At 43.5% G+C, this 16,965-nt stretch carries 14 protein-coding genes; 13 read left to right on the forward strand and 1 reads right to left on the reverse strand.

Annotated features, from left to right (window positions below; all coding sequences use genetic code 11):
• Nucleotides 1-61: 61 nt before the first annotated feature.
• The 10 genes from AC58UU_RS37730 to AC58UU_RS37775 all read left to right on the forward strand — a co-directional run bounded on the left by AC58UU_RS37730 (nucleotide 62) and on the right by AC58UU_RS37775 (nucleotide 11,154).
• The gene (locus AC58UU_RS37730) at nucleotides 62-1,591 is read left to right on the forward strand and encodes a spore germination protein (protein WP_497322569.1); all 1,530 of its coding nucleotides are present in this window, start codon (nucleotides 62-64) and stop codon (nucleotides 1,589-1,591) included.
• Nucleotides 1,588-2,748: a Ger(x)C family spore germination protein gene (locus AC58UU_RS37735; protein ID WP_497322570.1), complete on the forward strand. Its 1,161-nt coding sequence runs from the start codon at nucleotides 1,588-1,590 to the stop codon at nucleotides 2,746-2,748. Before AC58UU_RS37730 ends, AC58UU_RS37735 begins: the two co-directional genes overlap by 4 nt.
• 45 nt (nucleotides 2,749-2,793) lie before the next feature.
• Nucleotides 2,794-3,873 (forward strand): GerAB/ArcD/ProY family transporter, encoded by a 1,080-nt coding sequence (locus AC58UU_RS37740; RefSeq protein WP_497322572.1) that lies wholly within the window; start codon nucleotides 2,794-2,796, stop codon nucleotides 3,871-3,873.
• A gap of 728 nt (nucleotides 3,874-4,601) precedes the next feature.
• Nucleotides 4,602-5,555: an aldo/keto reductase gene (locus tag AC58UU_RS37745; protein WP_497322573.1), complete on the forward strand. Its 954-nt coding sequence runs from the start codon at nucleotides 4,602-4,604 to the stop codon at nucleotides 5,553-5,555.
• Nucleotides 5,556-5,607: 52 nt separating this feature from the next.
• Nucleotides 5,608-6,588, forward strand: a complete 981-nt coding sequence (locus AC58UU_RS37750) for an Ldh family oxidoreductase (protein WP_497322575.1) — start codon at nucleotides 5,608-5,610, stop codon at nucleotides 6,586-6,588.
• A 31-nt stretch (nucleotides 6,589-6,619) separates the two neighbouring features.
• A complete protein-coding gene (locus tag AC58UU_RS37755; protein WP_497322577.1) occupies nucleotides 6,620-7,567 on the forward strand; it encodes a hypothetical protein in 948 nt (315 codons plus the stop codon).
• A gap of 90 nt (nucleotides 7,568-7,657) precedes the next feature.
• Nucleotides 7,658-8,857: an MFS transporter gene (locus AC58UU_RS37760; RefSeq protein WP_497322579.1), complete on the forward strand. Its 1,200-nt coding sequence runs from the start codon at nucleotides 7,658-7,660 to the stop codon at nucleotides 8,855-8,857.
• A gap of 48 nt (nucleotides 8,858-8,905) precedes the next feature.
• Nucleotides 8,906-9,859, forward strand: a complete 954-nt coding sequence (locus AC58UU_RS37765; RefSeq protein ID WP_497322581.1) for an aldo/keto reductase — start codon at nucleotides 8,906-8,908, stop codon at nucleotides 9,857-9,859.
• Between the two features lie 36 nt (nucleotides 9,860-9,895).
• Entirely contained in the window at nucleotides 9,896-10,225 is a 330-nt protein-coding gene (locus AC58UU_RS37770) for an aldo/keto reductase (protein ID WP_497322583.1), read from the forward strand.
• A gap of 62 nt (nucleotides 10,226-10,287) precedes the next feature.
• Nucleotides 10,288-11,154: an NAD-dependent epimerase/dehydratase family protein gene (locus AC58UU_RS37775; protein WP_497322584.1), complete on the forward strand. Its 867-nt coding sequence runs from the start codon at nucleotides 10,288-10,290 to the stop codon at nucleotides 11,152-11,154.
• 248 nt (nucleotides 11,155-11,402) lie between these two features.
• On the opposite strand, the gene AC58UU_RS37780 is transcribed toward AC58UU_RS37775, so the two are convergent.
• Entirely contained in the window at nucleotides 11,403-11,654 is a 252-nt protein-coding gene (locus tag AC58UU_RS37780) for a hypothetical protein (RefSeq protein WP_497322586.1), read from the reverse strand.
• 119 nt (nucleotides 11,655-11,773) lie between these two features.
• On the opposite strand from AC58UU_RS37780, the gene AC58UU_RS37785 reads away from it, so the two are divergent.
• From AC58UU_RS37785 to AC58UU_RS37795, 3 genes are all read left to right on the forward strand, one after another.
• A complete protein-coding gene (locus AC58UU_RS37785) occupies nucleotides 11,774-14,035 on the forward strand; it encodes a helix-turn-helix domain-containing protein (protein ID WP_497322587.1) in 2,262 nt (753 codons plus the stop codon).
• A 254-nt stretch (nucleotides 14,036-14,289) separates the two neighbouring features.
• On the forward strand, nucleotides 14,290-15,921 hold the full coding sequence (locus tag AC58UU_RS37790) for an ABC transporter substrate-binding protein (RefSeq protein WP_497322588.1): 1,632 nt from the start codon (nucleotides 14,290-14,292) through the stop codon (nucleotides 15,919-15,921).
• Nucleotides 15,922-16,099: 178 nt separating this feature from the next.
• Nucleotides 16,100-16,957, forward strand: a complete 858-nt coding sequence (locus tag AC58UU_RS37795) for an ABC transporter permease (protein ID WP_497322597.1) — start codon at nucleotides 16,100-16,102, stop codon at nucleotides 16,955-16,957.
• The last annotated feature ends 8 nt before the right edge of the window (nucleotides 16,958-16,965 follow it).

Here is a 16,965-nt window from a genome sequence, read left to right on the forward strand (position 1 = left end):
TATAGCTCTAATAAAATTGGGAATAATACCTTAAAACTTCAACACGAGGCGGAGTACAATCATGGATTGGTTTGGAAAATCAAAGTTATGGAAAAACAAGCCTATAACCAATAACAACCAATCCATCGAAAATTGGAATAATAATATTGGAAAAAACATTTTAGATAATGAGCAAACCTTTAAACACATGTTTCAAAATTGTTCGGACATTATCTTTCGTGAAATCACGATTCAAGGCCAAATCAAGCTGCTGTTGATCTACGTTGACGGTATGATCGATACAGATCTCATCACTGCAAACGTTCTAAAACCATTAATGTACGAAGGGCTGCCTCAAGGTCTTGGGACAATAGAGAGTCTCGAACAAATGTGCGAGCAAGCGTTCGTTTCCGTTATACAAACCAAGAAATTATCCAGCTTTGGAGTTATAACGGATCACATTTTAAAGGGAAATTTGGCTATTTTGGCCGATGGTGAACACACTGCCCTTCTAGCCGCTGTCTCAAAATTTGAGACCCGAGCCATAGAAGAGCCTGCTAATGAAACAACCCTTCGCGGATCGAGAGAAAGTTTTACGGAGAACCTGCGAACGAATACCACGATGCTGCGCAGGATAATTACAACACCGAAGCTGAAAATGGAATCACTACAAATCGGAACGCTGACGAAGACCGATGTAGTCGTTGCTTATATCGAAGGCGTTGTTTCGATGTCCATTCTGAATGAAGTTCGTGAAAGAATAAATCAAATAGAAATCGATGGAATTCTGGAATCGGGGTATATCGAGGAATTCATTGAAGATACTTCCTTTTCTCCCTTTCCGCAAATGCTGACCAGTGAGCGCCCTGACGTTGTTGCTGCCGGAATGCTTGACGGAAAGGTGTCCGTACTAACCAATGGAAGCCCACATGCACTTATTGTTCCAATGACGTTTTGGGATGGATTACAGGCGCCAGATGATTATTATGAACGATTTTTGTTTGTATCCTTCAACCGATGGATTCGCTATGTATTTGCCATCATTTCGGTCTTATTGCCTTCTGTTTATGTTGCGTTAACCAACTTTCATCCGAATATGGTTCCTCCAAATATGATGTTGAGTATTGCATCGCTGCGGGAAAAGTCACCATTCCCGACATTGATTGAAGTCTTTTTGATGGAGATCATGTTTGAAGGTTTACGGGAAGCGGGGATTCGCTTGCCCAAACAGATTGGTCCTCTCGTAAGCATCGTTGGGGCATTAGTCATTGGGGAGGCAGCTGTCCGTGCCGGAATCATTTCCGCGCCTATTGTCATTGTCGTATCGGCTGCTGGAATCTCATCATTTATCATTCCCCGGTATAGATTTGGTTTTCCCCTGCGGATGATTAGATTCCCTATATTGATACTTTCCGGAATTTTTGGCCTATTTGGTACAGCGATCGGGATCATTGCGATTTTAATTCACCTGATTCAATTAAATCCGTTTGGGACTCCTTATCTCACCCCGGTAGCTCCGCTCATCACTCGTAAACTTAAGGATGTGTTGATGCGAAAGCTTCGAAAGGTTGCCATACATGCTGAACCTAAAAATGAGGCGGATCATCCATGAAGAGAGCAGGTAAACTTTGTTGCGTATTGCTCCTAATCGTATCGAGCACAACCGGCTGCTGGGACCTTAGGGAACCGGATCAACTCGCATACGTTACGGGGTCAGGGCTGGATTTAACAAAAGAGGGACTGTTTGAATCATCTCTTCTAATAGCGATACCTTCAGGTTCTGGTGGCGGACAAGACGGTGGGGGTGGAAATAAGAAAAAAAAATTCCATGTGCTGAGCTCTATTGGTGGGAAGAACATTTACGACGGGTCACAAAAATTACAGACAAAGCTGTCGCGAAGTTTGTTTTTCGGGCATCGCCAGATCATCGTCGTCGGACAACCATTAGCCGAGCATGGGCTAGGCAACTATCTCGACATTTTTACTCGTTATCCTCAATCAGAATTGCGCTCATTGATGATGGTTGTGAAAGACGGTCAAGCGAAAGACATATTTTCAGAAGAGCCGATTTTTGATCCATTTGTATCTACAGGGCTCGTGCGCGTACAAAACACATTAGGTTTGAAACCGTATTATTTCCGGAATTTTTTGTCAGATGCTTGGAGTCAAGGAACGCATCCCCTTGTTCCGGCGGTTAGAAAAGATGCCTTACAGAAGAAATTTGAATATATTGGTTCTGCCATTTTTAACAAAGACGATGGCTTGAAATTGACGGGTTTCTTGAATACGGAAGAAACTTTCCATGCCTATTGGATAACGGACAGACAAACCGGTTTTAGCATCACTTCTTTTGTCACCCCTGGGAATGGATACGTTACCCTAAAAGTGCAGTCTTTAGGTAAACGTATCCGTGTGAAATTGGTCAATAACCAATTGCAAATTGACATTCGTCTCACTGGAAAAGGAACCATTATCGAAAACGATGCGAACTTGGATCCATCCAAATCTAAAGATCTCCAAATCATACAAGATGAACTAAGTCAAACGACTCAGAAATCGATAGAACAGCTGATCGAGAAAGTTCAGAAGCAGTACAAAACAGACATCTTCGGGTTTGGTGAAAGTGTTCATCAACAATACCCTTATCAGTGGAAAACCTTGAAACAAGATTGGAACGAAACCTTTCCTCAACTTCATGTTTCGGTCAAAGTAGAACTTCAATGCAAAGATGCGGGCCAAAACAAGGCGTCAATGAAAATTATGCCCTAAACCTGGTTCGGACTATATATGATCGATAAGGAGTGGTAATGACTTGTGAAGCTATCGGGATCGCAAATTTTTTGGATTGTTGCAACGCTTGATGTCGTTACGTTGATCTGGGCATTGGCAGCGATCGATATATCGAAACAAGATGCGTGGCTTTCGATGCTGGTTGCGGGTGTCATCGGTTTAGCTATAACCTTCCTTGTCGTTCGTTTGAGCATTCTCCACCCCAATCAAACGCTGGTCGAATTTAGCCAAGCTCTGCTGGGCAAATGGTTAGGGAGAATAATTGTCCTTCCGTATTTCATTGCCTGGTTTGTGATAGCCGCTAATATACTACGTTCTGTTGCAGACTTTATCCAACTTATTCTCCTCGATACAACACCCGTATGGATGCTTCTGGTACTCCTAGCAGTTTTAATGACTTGGTTGACCTATTCCGGAGGTATTACGGGAATCGGTCGATTTTGTGAAATAGTGGGACCCATTACTTTTTTAACGTTTGTTATCAGTTTCATTTTAAACTCAGGTAACGCGGATTGGCATAGATTACTGCCTGTCTATACAGATTCCGGATGGGTAAACATTTTAAAGGGATCACTTACTCCTGCTGCTCTTCTCGCAGAAACGATCTTTTTATTGATTATCGTCTCTTTTATGCAACATCCCCAAAAAGCTCTTTCGAGATCGATGTTAGGCGTAGGCATTGCCGGATTCATGGCTCTTATTGCCACAATTATGGTGCTGTTAGTTTTTGGACCGGATGTATCAGCCAAATTCCAGTATGCTTATTTTATGCTTGTAAGAACTATCGATATTTTAAATTTCATTCAAAACGTCGATATATTCGTCATTTTTATAGCGATTTTCGGAATGACTGCTAAATTATCATTATATTTGTTTATTACCAGCTACGGAATGTCACAATGGTTCAATGTTAAAAAATGGCGAAGATCCATTTGGTTCTTCGCACCGGGGATGTTAATAGTGGCAATTATGATTCCGAATGTGGCTTCAGAATTATTACTCGAACAATTTTGGGGATTTGTGGTAATTCCCGTTTGCGGTATCGGGATCCCGCTTATATTATGGATCATTTCGCTTGCCAAAAGGAAATTCGTAAAGGTATAAATCCACAATATCAAGGAGCTGCCGCGGCGGCTCCTTTTGACATGTTCACAAGTTTTTGTACATGAATTATCTATTTAATTTCTTATGGATATGTTCGTTATTGACGCATTAATAGGGGAATCCGCAATGACAGCTAAAGAGTTTCTGCAACTAAACCTGCACTAGCCTATGAATAACATCAAGAAAATTTTTGAATATGCCAATATATTTCCCCTTACGCAAATTAGTTGAAGTATTCCGCGGACGGATTCGCCAATGTATTTGCTGCTTTAGACATAAGGAAATAATAATTTTAAAGCGAATATTGAAACTGTCTGATTAGAGTCTGGCAAAAAAACGTGTGTGAGAACAGAAAAAAGACGGCTCCGTTCCATAAAAAATGGAGATGAGTCGTCTTTTTTTTGGTGGATTTTGGAATTCCAAAAAATAAATTCACTTACATTTCTTGTTTTATACCAATATGTAGAGGTTACAGTTAACGGAAATGCAGGTGCTTGTAATCAATGATTAAAAAAAGAGGGGGTTATGAAGGCATATCATTCAAGCTACAGTTAACTTCAGGTAACTTAGTTTAAAAATTTTCACTTCTTCTCATAACAGGAATGACTATCTATAATTGAAAATGTTAGATGATATGTTTGGGAAGGATGAATATCTTTCCTAAAACAGAATGCACATGTTTGTAAAAAAAAGTAATTTTTTACATTTTTAATGAGAGGTGAGAGATCATGGAATATGTAAAGCTTGGGAAATCCGGCTTGAAGGTATCGCGGATCAGCTTGGGATGCTGGAACTTCGGAAGCGCGACACCGCGTTGGGGAAAACCGGGCAAAGTGAGCCCGGAGGATTCGATACGGATTATTCATGCCGCAGTGGATAAAGGAATCAATTTAATCGACAATGCCAATCGGTATACAGGCGGCGAAGCGGAAGAAATTCTCGGCCGAGCGGTCAAGGGAATGAGAAATAAGATTGTCATAGCTACGAAAGTACACGGAGAAGTAGGGAGTAATCCGAACGACAAAGGGCAGTCCCGTCAACATATCATTAGAGAAGTGGAAAATAGCCTTCGGCGTCTAGGAACAGACTACATCGATCTGTATCAGGCTCATGGCGTAGATTGGGATACCCCGTTGGATGAATCGCTTCGCGCTTATGACGATTTGATTCGTCAGGGCAAAGTGAGATATATAGGATGCTCCAATTTTCCGGCATGGGTCCTCACCAAATCGTTATGGGTCAGCGATGTCAACAAGATCTCAAGTTTTGTATCCGTTCAGCCGAATTACAGCCTGATCAACAGGGCTGTGGAGAAAGAGCTGCAGCCGCTCTGCGTGGATCAGGGAGTTGGCATGATTCTGTACAGCCCAATAGGCGGAGGGATTCTCTCTGGAAAGTACGAGAATGTTATTCCCGAAGGTAGCCGCGGGTACATGGAGCCGGCAGTCGCCGAAAAGGCGAGAAAGGTTCAGGACGCGGTCAAGCAGTTGAGGGCAATAGCAAACGAATTGGGAAAAACTCCTGCACAAGTCAGCTTGAACTGGATCGTCCATCGTCCGGCCGTATCTTCGGCAATCATAGGTGTGAGTCGATTAGAGCAGCTGGAGGAAAACGTTGGGGCAGTCGGCTGGGAGCTCTCCGATGAGCATGTACGTCAGTTGGATGAAGCTTTCGCCGAATAAAACGCAATGGAATGATAGTTGTAGAGAGAAAAGGATGAAGCGAGGTCGAACAATGAATATTGAACCTGAAACGTTTACTAGAGTAGAGCCGGAGAAGATGAAAGATTTTGTTTCATCACTCGCTCAAATTGCTAGCATGCCGAAACATAAAGCAGACTTTTTAGCGGAACTTTTGGTGAAAAACGACCTGCGAGGAAATTTCAGTCATGGTTCCAGACAAATTGCAACTTATGCCCGCATCATGCGTGATGGACACATAAATCCGGATCCTTTAACACGCACTTACAATGAATCCGCCTCTACGATTGTTGTAGACGGAGACGGCGGACTCGGTTATTTTGCCGCTTACAGAGGAGTACAGGAGATGATTGAACGATGCCGAAAGAACGGGATCGCAGCAGCAGTTACCCGTAATCACGGGCATATCGGCGCCGCGGGAATTTACTCCAGGCTTTTGGCTGAACATGGCCTTATAGGTTACGTGACGTCCGGACATCAGTTATCCTTGAAACCCGAACAATCGATCATGCGTGCAGCCGGTGGCTCACCTATGTCATTTGCTGTGCCTGCGGGAAAAGAAGATGCAATGGTTCTTGATTTTGGCGCAATGCATGACTTATATGAGAATTCTCCAAATGTCGCAGAGTTGTTCAGCTTGGCTCCAGGACTCGTTTTTCGCAGCATGGGCTTAGGTTTTATGTGCCAAGCGCTTGGTGGATTCTTAGCAGGAATTCCGGTGGAAGAAAACAAGGCTGTGCGAGAATATGCCGGAGCAAATCAGGGGTCTTTGATCATTGCGCTGGAAATTAGTCGGTTCACAGATCTCGATATTTTTAAAAGTGAGATGGATGCTTTCACGAGAATCACAAGTCAGATGCAGCCTATGCCCGGTTATGGGCAGGCGACACTACCAGGTGCCCTTGAATCACAACGTATGCGGGATTGGGCCGTGTCAGGTATTCCTATCGATCCTAAACATAAAGAAACTTTATCCAATGCTGCCGAAGAATTTGATATGAAGCTGCCGTTTTAAAAAACCTTGAACTTGTAAGGAGATTGCTGCGATGACAATACCTTTATTGTTCGGTCCTTACGGTAGCGCAGAGCTGCCCGATAATGTGAAGGATTATGGGGTCAATGCTGTGTGGTTTCACAGTTTTCACGAAAATTCGTTCGCAGAATGTGAAAAACGGGATCTGCATGCCTGTGTGGAATTTAAAACGTTTCGAGCAGATTTTGGACAGCATCCTGAACTTATTCCAATAGGAAAAGACGGCAAGCCGATTCGTTATGGCAAACTGGTGCAGGGCATATGCTTATCGCAAAAAGAGTATCTGTCCCAAATCGAGGAGCAATTGACAGAGGGGCTGAAAAGATTTCAACCAAGAGGCATATGGCTCGACTATTTGACCTACGGAGGTTGGTTCGAAGAGCCGGAACCCGATTTGCAGGAAAGCTGTTTTTGTTCCACATGTATCGAGGATTTTTGTCATCATACAAACATTGATGCAACGACATCGGATGAAATATTATCGAATTACGCTAAGGAATGGACATTACACAACTGCCGGAAAATAGCCGGATTTGCGCTTCATTATACGAAGATAATAAAGAACAAATTACCAGAATGTATAATTGGTGCTTACATGTGCCCTTGGACTCCCGAACAATTCGACGGGGCTTTGACACGAATATTCGCCCAGGACTACAAATTGTTAAAAAAATCCATTGACGTTTTCACACCTGTCATCTACTGCAAAAAAAGCGGCCAAAATCCGGGATGGGGAAGGACTTGGCTCGAGCATTCGCATCATTTCGTACCCCGGGATTGTAATGTTCAACTGATCCTGGATGTTTTGGATTTTCCGAAGAGTCTTACGAGATCAGCGACTTCCCAAGTACCGTCTTTTGGATTGCAAATGTTTGCTGGAGCCCCTTTATTCCAAGATCCGGATAAAGCCCTCTTGTTTAAATTCTCAGTTGAAGTGATTAGGGATCGTCTAAGCCAATGAACGCATTGTTTCAAGGGGTCACGATGCTGGTACACTAACATATGATTTTGTAATAATAGTTCAATATTAATAGGATAACGAGAGGTATTCATGCATATCATTCGTGACGTTCGCAAGTTTGTTTCAATCCCCGGAGCGAGAACGCTGCTTACCATGTTATTTCTCTACGGTATAGGAACAGGCATTTTAGCACCTATGAACGCGGTATATCTCAACGAGAGCGTTGGGCTTTCTAAAGTACAGATCGTTGCCGTCTTCGCGGTATCATTGTTTTGCAACTTAGCCATTACGATTACAGTTGGTTGGATCAGCGACCGTTTGAAAACCAAGAAGAAACTCCCAGTATTAGCTGCCTTTTTTTGCATAATCGGGTTGACCATCTACATGAATGCTTCTGGTTTTCGGAGTGCGCTCATTGGAATGACGATAACAGTCGCACCGTCTGGATTGATAATGGGGCAGCTGTTTGGCATGGCTAGAAATCATTTTTCCCATAGCGCCGGGGACATTGTGGAGATGGCCCAAATATGGCTTCGGGCCTCTTATAGTATTGGATTTTTTGCGGGGCTGCTGCTTGGAGCGAACATCTTCCTTATTGCAACGTTTAAAGGCGTACTTTGGGGGAATATGGCAGGTTATGTGTGTTTAGTGGTTCTGTTGCTGTTGTATAAGGAAACGACGGGGGGACCGGGAGCAAAGCAAGTGGTGAAAGAAGAACCGTTCTCCCTTGTTATGCTGGTTGCACTGCTTATGCTCTCTTGTGCTGATGCCATTCGAGGATTATATTTACAGCTTGTTGTATTAAAACTATTCGATAAGCCGGAGATAATGTCCTATATATGGAGCGCACAGGCGGTATTCGAGCTGTTCTTCATGACACTGGGCGGATATTTGGCGGCACGTTACGGTAGTAAGAAGATTATTTTTCTTGGCGGTTGTTTCGCGCTCGCCACTTATTTGACATATACGAGCAGTTCCTCGCTTTCTGTCTTCTTTGCCGTCCAGCCGTTGTATTCGTTCTTTGTTTCGATTCTGTACGGAGTTGCCATGGGATATGTGCAGCGGATGTTTTTAAGCCGAACAGGCTTTGGGGCAAGCTTATACGTGTTCATATCACAGACAGCTTCTTTAATCGGATATTTCTTACCTCTAATCATTCAGGGAATAACGCCGAACATATTCATCATACCAAGCGTTCTTGTAGCACTGTCATTACTTATAATCGGAATGGTGTTGTACAGGGAAAGAGGATCGAATATGAGAAATTCGATAGTAACCGAGCAATTATGAAGACTGCGACAAAAAGTTTGTAAAATTAAAAAACTGGAGGGATTTGGAATGAGATATCGGAATTTGGGGACTAGTGGATTGGAAGTTTCGGTGCTAGGTTTGGGTACAAATGCATTCGGTGGACGCGCAGACAAAAATACATCGATTCGAGTGCTGCATCACGCTGTTGACAATGGGATAACGTTCATTGACACTGCCAATATTTATACAGGCACGAAGTCGGAAGAGATAATCGGAGAAGCGTTTGAAGGACGGCGTCATGAGGTGCTCCTTGCGACGAAAGTGGGTATTAAGCTAGGAGAAGGTCCGAACACCAGAGGTTCCTCGCGTCAGCATATTCTAAAGGAAGTCGAGGGGAGTTTGCGTCGCTTACGAACGGACTACATAGACCTGTATCAGATCCATGTTTTTGATCCGAAGACTTCGCTTGACGAGACTCTCCGTGCTTTGGATGATCTAGTGACATCCGGAAAAGTGAGATACGTAGGGGCCTCGAATTATTCAGCGTGGCAAATGATGAAATCCTTAGCCATTAGCGAAAGTCAACATCTGATCAAGTATGTTTCGGTTCAACCCGGCTATTCATTAGCTGATCGTAGTGTTGAGAGGGAACTTATTCCGTTCTGCGTAGATCAGGGGATCGGAATCATTCCTTATTTTCCTTTAGCAGGAGGAATACTAACAGGGAAATATTCGGGAGGTTCTGTACCAAGCGGATCACAGTTGGACATGAACCCTAACTTTGTGCGACGTGTGAACTCCGCCCGAGTGGAGTTGGGTGAACAGGTGGCAAAAATTGCAGCGGAGATCGGTACATCTGCCACGGCTCTCTCACTGGCTTGGTTGATGCACCAACCTGCGGTAAGCACCGTTATCGCCGGAGCGACCCGTGAATCGCAAATTGATGAGAATCTGAAGGCGGTTAACCTAGACCTTACAGATGACGTTCTGAAATCGCTCGATGAAGTAAGTAAAGACTTTATCTATTCCCCTCCGTTTTGATAATCGTTTCACAACTGATTCCCGGTTAGCCATAACATGAACAACGTCAAACCGATCGTACGTAATCGGGTTTATACCTATGACACCAAATTCTCAGATGACGATTGGCGCTCCCGAAACGTTGCACATACGGGGGAGGGTCTAAGGAGAAACGTGGACCGGGTCGAGAAACTGAAAGTTATCGCGAACAGGTACGGTATTACCATGCCTCAGCTTGCAATCGCATATGTTCTCTCGCATCCAGTTTTGACCAGCGCTCTTGTAGGCGTTCGCAAGCCGAGCCACATCTTAAGCGTACTGCCGGCCAACGATCTGACTTTGGATGAGTCCACACTTGCTGAAATTCGTAAAATTGCTGTCGAATAATTTCACCGAGTAAACCTGAAAATAATATAGAAAACATAGAGATGAACTGGAGCGAGATATATATGAAAAAGAGAATCATCGTGACGGGCGGAAGCGGAAAAGCCGGTAAATGGATTGTGAAAGAGTTGGTTGAGCAGGGGTATGAGGTATTGAATTTGGATTGGAAGCTGCCAGAAGTACCCTTGTGCCAGACACAGATTGTTGATTTAAATGATTTAGGTCAGGTTCACAATGCCTTATCCCAATACAATGGCAGGGGTAGACAACCCGTGGAAGCTGTGATTCACTTCGCCGCAATACCGGAAGCGTTTATTTATCCGAATGACGTGACATTTCGGAATAATGTCATGAATACGTATAACATCTTGGAGGCTGCAGCTAATCTAAGTATCCGTAAGGTGGTACTCGCATCCAGCGAATCATCATATGGCATCGTGTTTGCAAGTCAATTTTTCGCGCCGAAATTCCTTCCAATTGATGAAAGTCATCCTCAATTGTCGGAAGATAGCTACGGATTATCGAAGATGGTTAATGAAATGACAGGGGAGGCTTTCCATCGAAGGACTGGCATGCAGGTCATTTCTTTTCGTTTGGGCAATATTTTGGAACCGAAAGATTATCCGCGAGTAAGGGAGACCTACGCTGATCCAGAAAAACGACTTCGGATTCTTTGGAGCTATATCGATGTCAGAGATATGGCAGTAGCCTGCAGACTGGCTGTAGAGAAAGATGGGCTTGGCGCACAATCACTTATTTTGGCGGCTGACGACACTTCATCCGATCTTTCTAGTGAAGAGCTGATCCGTATGTTTATGCCTGAGCTTGCTGAGTATGTCCCACATATACCTGGACGAGCCAGCTTTCTATCGAATGCCAAGATCAAAGAAGTTCTCGGCTGGAAACAGCAGCATTATTTCATGGAACAGTAAATCCAAACATTTGATTTAGAATTTTGCGAAATGGTAGTAATATATGTCTAATGGGACATGAAGGAAAAAAGCCCGAGATTTCTCCTGTCTCTCGGGCTTTTCATATTGGTCTGGGAAGTTTTGTGATAATTTAGGCTATGAACATGCCAAATGTATCGCTATTTTGTCTGTCAGGTGCTGTTGTTTGTTTATTAATGGGCCATTAATACTTTTCGAGAGTTTCCGCCGATGCCCTTTTTGTCCTTAATTTAGTCTCTACCGGCTTCCACGTATTTCTCTGCTATCATTTCTGGTTTCGTATGGACGGTGGTAAAATGGTCTCCGTCTCCTTCGATGTAACGGAAGAAACCAAGATAGCTGGATTGTCTAGGATGCCAAGCATAATCGCCATGCGGGAGAGCAGTATCTTCTGTCAGATTAAGATAGCTTTTCGGAATTTGCAGTTCATATACGTAGCTTCTTATAGCAAAGACGGTGATAAACCATGGATATTGGAACAAAGCAAAGGATATCTAACCCCATGAGAAGTCGGTGATTTCATAAACATTGGTTTATCTCTTCATGTAACCGCTTACTTCAAACACTGCATTTTGAGGCGTATTCCAGAAGGGGGACACTTATGAAAAAAAACAGGTTTAACCTGTTGGCCAAATTGCTGATTTCCTATATATTGGTGCTGCTGTTTCCCGTCATTGTTATTCTATTCTACTATTACCCGAATTCGACGGAAGTTGTGAAGCAAAAGGAAATGGACTGGAACACGCATGTCACCGAGCAGTTTATGAATTCGATGGATATTTTCACCCGTTATGTGTACAACCTTCCGTCAGAACTGGTGAACAACCAGGAGATCAAGTTGTACTTGGCTGGGGACGACGATTATCAAAGAATCGTTATTGCAAATGAAATGCGAAAATACAATGCGACGGATGCATTCATCGACAACACCTTTTTGTATGTCAAAAGCATCGGCTTTCTGTTTGCCAAGACAGGAAGTGCCTACAGTATTCACGATTTCGAGAGTCCAGGCGTCGGGTATTATTACGAAAACTGGCCGCATAAAGCCATGGTTGAAGTATTGAACAATTTAACAACACCAACGGTCAGGCCGGCGGAAAACGTCATCGTATCCGGCAATAATCGGACGCGAATGCTGACATTCTTATCGCCGTTGCCGTTAGGCGGCCTCAATTCTCCCGGTACGGTGCTCATTATGGTGAGAGAGGAAACGATTATCCGACTGATGAAGTCGGTTTCCGAAGCGTATAATGGTGATTTCTTTATCTTTGATCAAAAGGGAAACCAGTTAGTCGCTTCAAACGAGACCTCCTACTCCAATTCGAGTGAATTCAAAGATCTGGTGTCTGGCTTGGGAGAACGTCGGTCAGGATCTAGTATTTATCGGATCAACGGCAAATCTTTTATCGTTTCGCACGAAGTATCAGATAAAAATGGTTGGAAATATGTCACTTTGATGGCTGTGTCTGAAACGTTGCAAGAAATTCGATTGATCCAGCGCAATACCGTCGTTCTTTTTATTCTAATTTTATTGCTCGAAGTGATCGTCATCTATGTGTCCATCCGTAAAAATTATCATCCGATCAAAGGTTTGGTTCATTTCGCCAAAAACCTGTTTACGCCAAGAGAGCCGAGAACAATGAACGAATTCGATACGATACGGTATGCGCTGGATCAACTTTCCTCCGCCAACAGCAGGCTCGACGAAAGGGTGAAAAGCACGCTGCCGGTCATGCGTGATAATCTGTTGTTTGAGCTGATATGCGACCGCTACCCTTCATGGGACGCGTTTCAAAAGGAGTCCACTCCGTACGGGGTATTCTTCAACTATTCTCATATTGCGGTGGCTGTCCTTTCTTGCGAAACAAGAGAAGGCGGCATCGAAGCGGTTGCTGAATATTGCCGAATGGAGGAAAACAGATTTCCTGAAGGACTTCAAGGGTACTTCTTCAATAGCATTTATTATCAAGAGATCGTCTTTGTATGTTCCCACGCCCCTAGCTTTCAATTGAAGGCGTATCTCTACGGTCTTCAGCAGATGATGCACGAACACACCAGCATACGTACACTGATCGGAATTGGAACAACGGGAGAATCCCCGGAAGGGGCTCACCTATCTTATTTGCAAGCCATTCGCGCTGCCGAACATCTGCGAGTACGGAATCAATACTCAGTTCTTGTTTTCAACGAAATCGAACTCCAGCAAACTAGCGCAGTTTCCTATTTTGCGGAACAACTGCAATCACTTGAGCTGTTCATTTTAAAAAACGACGTCTCCGCAGTTGAATCGGTTATGGAGCGCATCATCGCCTATATCGGACACGACGGTACGCCGCCGCATATGGTCAGAGCCGTTTATTTAAACACGGTTATCGTCATATTCAACGGATTACAGCGTTTCCGGCAGGGCGACCAAAACTTGCTGCAATTGACCAGCGTCTCTTACCTCCATCGATACACAATCGAGCAGATGATCGATATCATGCATGAAAGCTGCTCTAAGCTTTGCGATCTCATTCGCAGCTCCCAGCCATCTTCCAGAACGGCGTCACAGAATGACATCCTTGCATTCATTGAAGGAAATGGCATGTATCCTGAATTTTCGCTGCAACTAATTGCCGATCATTTTAATATGTCGGTTTCGGGCTTCAGCTATCACTTCAAGAAAACGATGGGACAAAATTTCAAAGAATATATCGATCAGCTTCGTATTCAAAAATCCATCGCATTACTTCGAAGATCAGATGAAACGCTGGAATTGATCGCGCAGCAGGTCGGCTATTCGAATACGTCGAGTTTTATTCGCTCCTTCAAAAAAGTGGTCGGGATTACTCCGGGCCAATACCGGGATTCAAACAAATGAAAGGAAGCTACCCGTTGAAGACCGCGTGGTAGCCGTTTTTTTTCGTAAAGATGCATTTTTTGAAGATATGCATTTTTTGAAATCTGCCTGTAAGACGCATCTGCAAGCGTTTTCCAATACCGGTGTTAAGCGTTTTCAAAAAATGGAGATTCATCAAAAACTGATCGTTTACGCCTCCTCGATCGAAGATTAAAGTTAAGGTGGAATTGGCAAGGATTTTGCAAAACCAATACTTTTGAGGGGTGATGACGGCAATGCGTAAAAAATTAGCAGTTATACTATCGTTGTTTATGGTTTCTGCCGTAGTACTGGCAGGCTGCAGCGAATCCAGCTCCAAAGCCGGAGGAACTAGTGACTCTGGTTCGGGGAATGGAGGTAAAAGCGGTGCGAAAGTACAATTAACAGGCATAATGGTTAAGCACCCGCTGACAAAGCCGCTTGCAGAAATGGAATGGTTGAAAAAGGCGGAAGAAGAAGCCGGCGTTGAAGTCAAGTGGCAAGAGATTACCGCGGACTGGGGACAGAAAAAGGGTACTATGCTTGCCAGCGGTGATGTTCCGGATTTATTTGTTGGTCCTAACGTCATTACAGACGCCGATTTTGCACAATTTCAAGGCTTGTTCCAAGATTTGTCCGATTTGGTCAACAAAAACGCTCCGAATGTTCAACTGATGTTTAATGCAAAACCTGAAACAAAAATGATTGCCACGCAACCTGACGGGAAAATTTACGGCTTGCCCAAATACCAGCGCTTTTGGCCCGCTTCTGCTACAAGACAATTTATCAATAAGAAATGGTTGGACAATCTAGGATTAAAAATGCCGACAACGTGGGATGAATTATATAACGTGCTGGTAGCCTTTAAAGAAAAAGACGCTAACGGTAACGGCGATCTGAATGATGAGATCCCCATGGACTGGCCGGGAGGTATCGGCGGATATTTCAATCCTGCTGTTCTCTTGGGAAGTGAGGGCATTACATTATCCGATGGAAGCGGCCAAGGTTACTATGTGGAAAACGGGAAGGTGAAAAACTTCCTGATCGACGACCGTTTTAAAAATTTGGTTGTATTTTTGAACAAATGCTATGCAGCAGGGTTGATTAACCCGGAAGTATTTACGCACGATTACACGAAATACCAGTCGATTGCCCGCGGCACGGGAGATACAGCTAAGGTCGGCTTCACATGGGGTTGGGTCGCATCGGACAGATTTGGAGACAAGGTAGCGCCGCAATATGCGTCGATGTCCCCCTTAAAGAGGTCAGCAGATTCTAACGCAAAACTATCCTGGAGCTATGATTACAACTCCTTGAATTTTGGAAGCAACATGGTAGTTATGTCGGCGAAAACGAAGAATAAAGACGCGGCTATGAATTTCATCAATAAATTGTATGATCCTAAAGTCAGCATGCAGGTCTTGTTTGGTTCATTAGGTCCGAATATCAAGGATAATGGAGATGACACTTATAGCGTATTACCTCCGACAGATTCGAAAATGGATCCTGGAACATGGAAATGGACGTCTACAATGGCGGATAACGGACCTATCTATATCGCAGATGCTTTAAAATTGAATCTCGGCAAAGATATGAGTGAGGTTCTCACGCAATCCGAGTCGCTGAAGGGCGCTCTGAGTGTGAATACGAAGACCGACGTCTTCCCTAACTTGTTCATCAAATATTCGACTACGGACAATAGCACATTAAGCCTGAACAACACGAACCTTATGAATTTGGCGAATCCCAAATTTGCGCAATGGGTTACGAAAGGCGGCATTGATGCTGGGTGGGATGCTTATGTGAAAGAATGTCAAAAAGCCGGTTTGCAGCAAAATATCGAGATTATGCAGAAATACTACGATAGCTTCATGAGCAAGAACAAATAAAATAGCATGATGATAGATGCTATGCTTTCTATGCGGACAGCATAGCATCTATCTAAAAAGGGAGAATGCCTGGATGAGCTCTCAAATAAGTGAAATCGGCAAAGGTACTGCCGGTATCCGGTTAGCTAGAAAACCAACTGTTGTAAGCACTTTCAAACGCGACCATCAATTGTGGATTATGATTTTTCCGGCAATCGCCGTCATATTGCTTTTTAATTATGTTCCGATGTACGGCATTCAACTCGCTTTCCGGGATTATGATTTTTCGAAAGGGATAACGGGTGGAGCATGGCACGGACTCTACTACTTTAAACAATTTATTAACAGCTATTTGTTTGTCGATTTAATGAAAAATACGTTTACCATTAGCTTGACGTCGATTGTACTCGGGTTTCCCGCCCCTATTATTCTGGCATTGATACTGAATCAGATCAGAAGAAAAAAAGCAAAGCAACTCTTACAAACGACGGTGTATTTACCGCATTTTATATCGACGATCGTTCTGGTCGGGATGCTGAATGTTCTGTTGTCGCCGGAAACCGGCATTGTTGGACATTTGATGAAGTCCGTTGGTATGGGCGATATAAATTTACTTGCTTCCACACAAACATTCATACCTGTCTATGTGCTTTCTGATATTTGGCAGCACTGCGGATGGAACAGCATTATTTATCTAGCTGCACTTTCCACGGTCGACCCGCAATTGTATGATTCTGCCAAAATAGATGGGGCCAGTAGATGGCAAACGATACGTTATGTTGATATACCTGCTATTGTTCTTACAATGATTATTTTGTTTATTCTCAGCATGGGAAACGTGCTCAGCACCGGCTTTGAAAAAATCTTTTTAATGCAAAATGCGTTAAATCTCCCTGTTTCCGAGGTTATTGCAACTTATGTATATAAGATAGGCATTGTATCTAATCAATTCAGTTACTCTGCTGCAATAGGTTTGTTCAATACGGTCATTAATTTTATATTCTTGATTGCCATGAACACCATCTCAAAGAGATTTTCAAATATGAGTCTATGGTAATTGAATGT

The organism is Paenibacillus sp. JT22N1, from assembly GCF_059692155.1.

What these genes read in the sequence shown, in the direction of transcription:
- AC58UU_RS37730 (WP_497322569.1), top strand. Translation starts at nt 62, where the DNA reads ATGGATTGGTTTGGAAAATCAAAGTTATGGAAAAACAAGCCTATAACC.
- AC58UU_RS37735 (WP_497322570.1), top strand. Translation starts at nt 1,588, where the DNA reads ATGAAGAGAGCAGGTAAACTTTGTTGCGTATTGCTCCTAATCGTATCG.
- AC58UU_RS37745 (WP_497322573.1), top strand. Translation starts at nt 4,602, where the DNA reads ATGGAATATGTAAAGCTTGGGAAATCCGGCTTGAAGGTATCGCGGATC.
- AC58UU_RS37750 (WP_497322575.1), top strand. Translation starts at nt 5,608, where the DNA reads ATGAATATTGAACCTGAAACGTTTACTAGAGTAGAGCCGGAGAAGATG.
- AC58UU_RS37755 (WP_497322577.1), top strand. Translation starts at nt 6,620, where the DNA reads ATGACAATACCTTTATTGTTCGGTCCTTACGGTAGCGCAGAGCTGCCC.
- AC58UU_RS37760 (WP_497322579.1), top strand. Translation starts at nt 7,658, where the DNA reads ATGCATATCATTCGTGACGTTCGCAAGTTTGTTTCAATCCCCGGAGCG.
- AC58UU_RS37765 (WP_497322581.1), top strand. Translation starts at nt 8,906, where the DNA reads ATGAGATATCGGAATTTGGGGACTAGTGGATTGGAAGTTTCGGTGCTA.
- AC58UU_RS37770 (WP_497322583.1), top strand. Translation starts at nt 9,896, where the DNA reads ATGAACAACGTCAAACCGATCGTACGTAATCGGGTTTATACCTATGAC.
- AC58UU_RS37775 (WP_497322584.1), top strand. Translation starts at nt 10,288, where the DNA reads ATGAAAAAGAGAATCATCGTGACGGGCGGAAGCGGAAAAGCCGGTAAA.
- AC58UU_RS37785 (WP_497322587.1), top strand. Translation starts at nt 11,774, where the DNA reads ATGAAAAAAAACAGGTTTAACCTGTTGGCCAAATTGCTGATTTCCTAT.
- AC58UU_RS37790 (WP_497322588.1), top strand. Translation starts at nt 14,290, where the DNA reads ATGCGTAAAAAATTAGCAGTTATACTATCGTTGTTTATGGTTTCTGCC.
- AC58UU_RS37795 (WP_497322597.1), top strand. Translation starts at nt 16,100, where the DNA reads ATGATTTTTCCGGCAATCGCCGTCATATTGCTTTTTAATTATGTTCCG.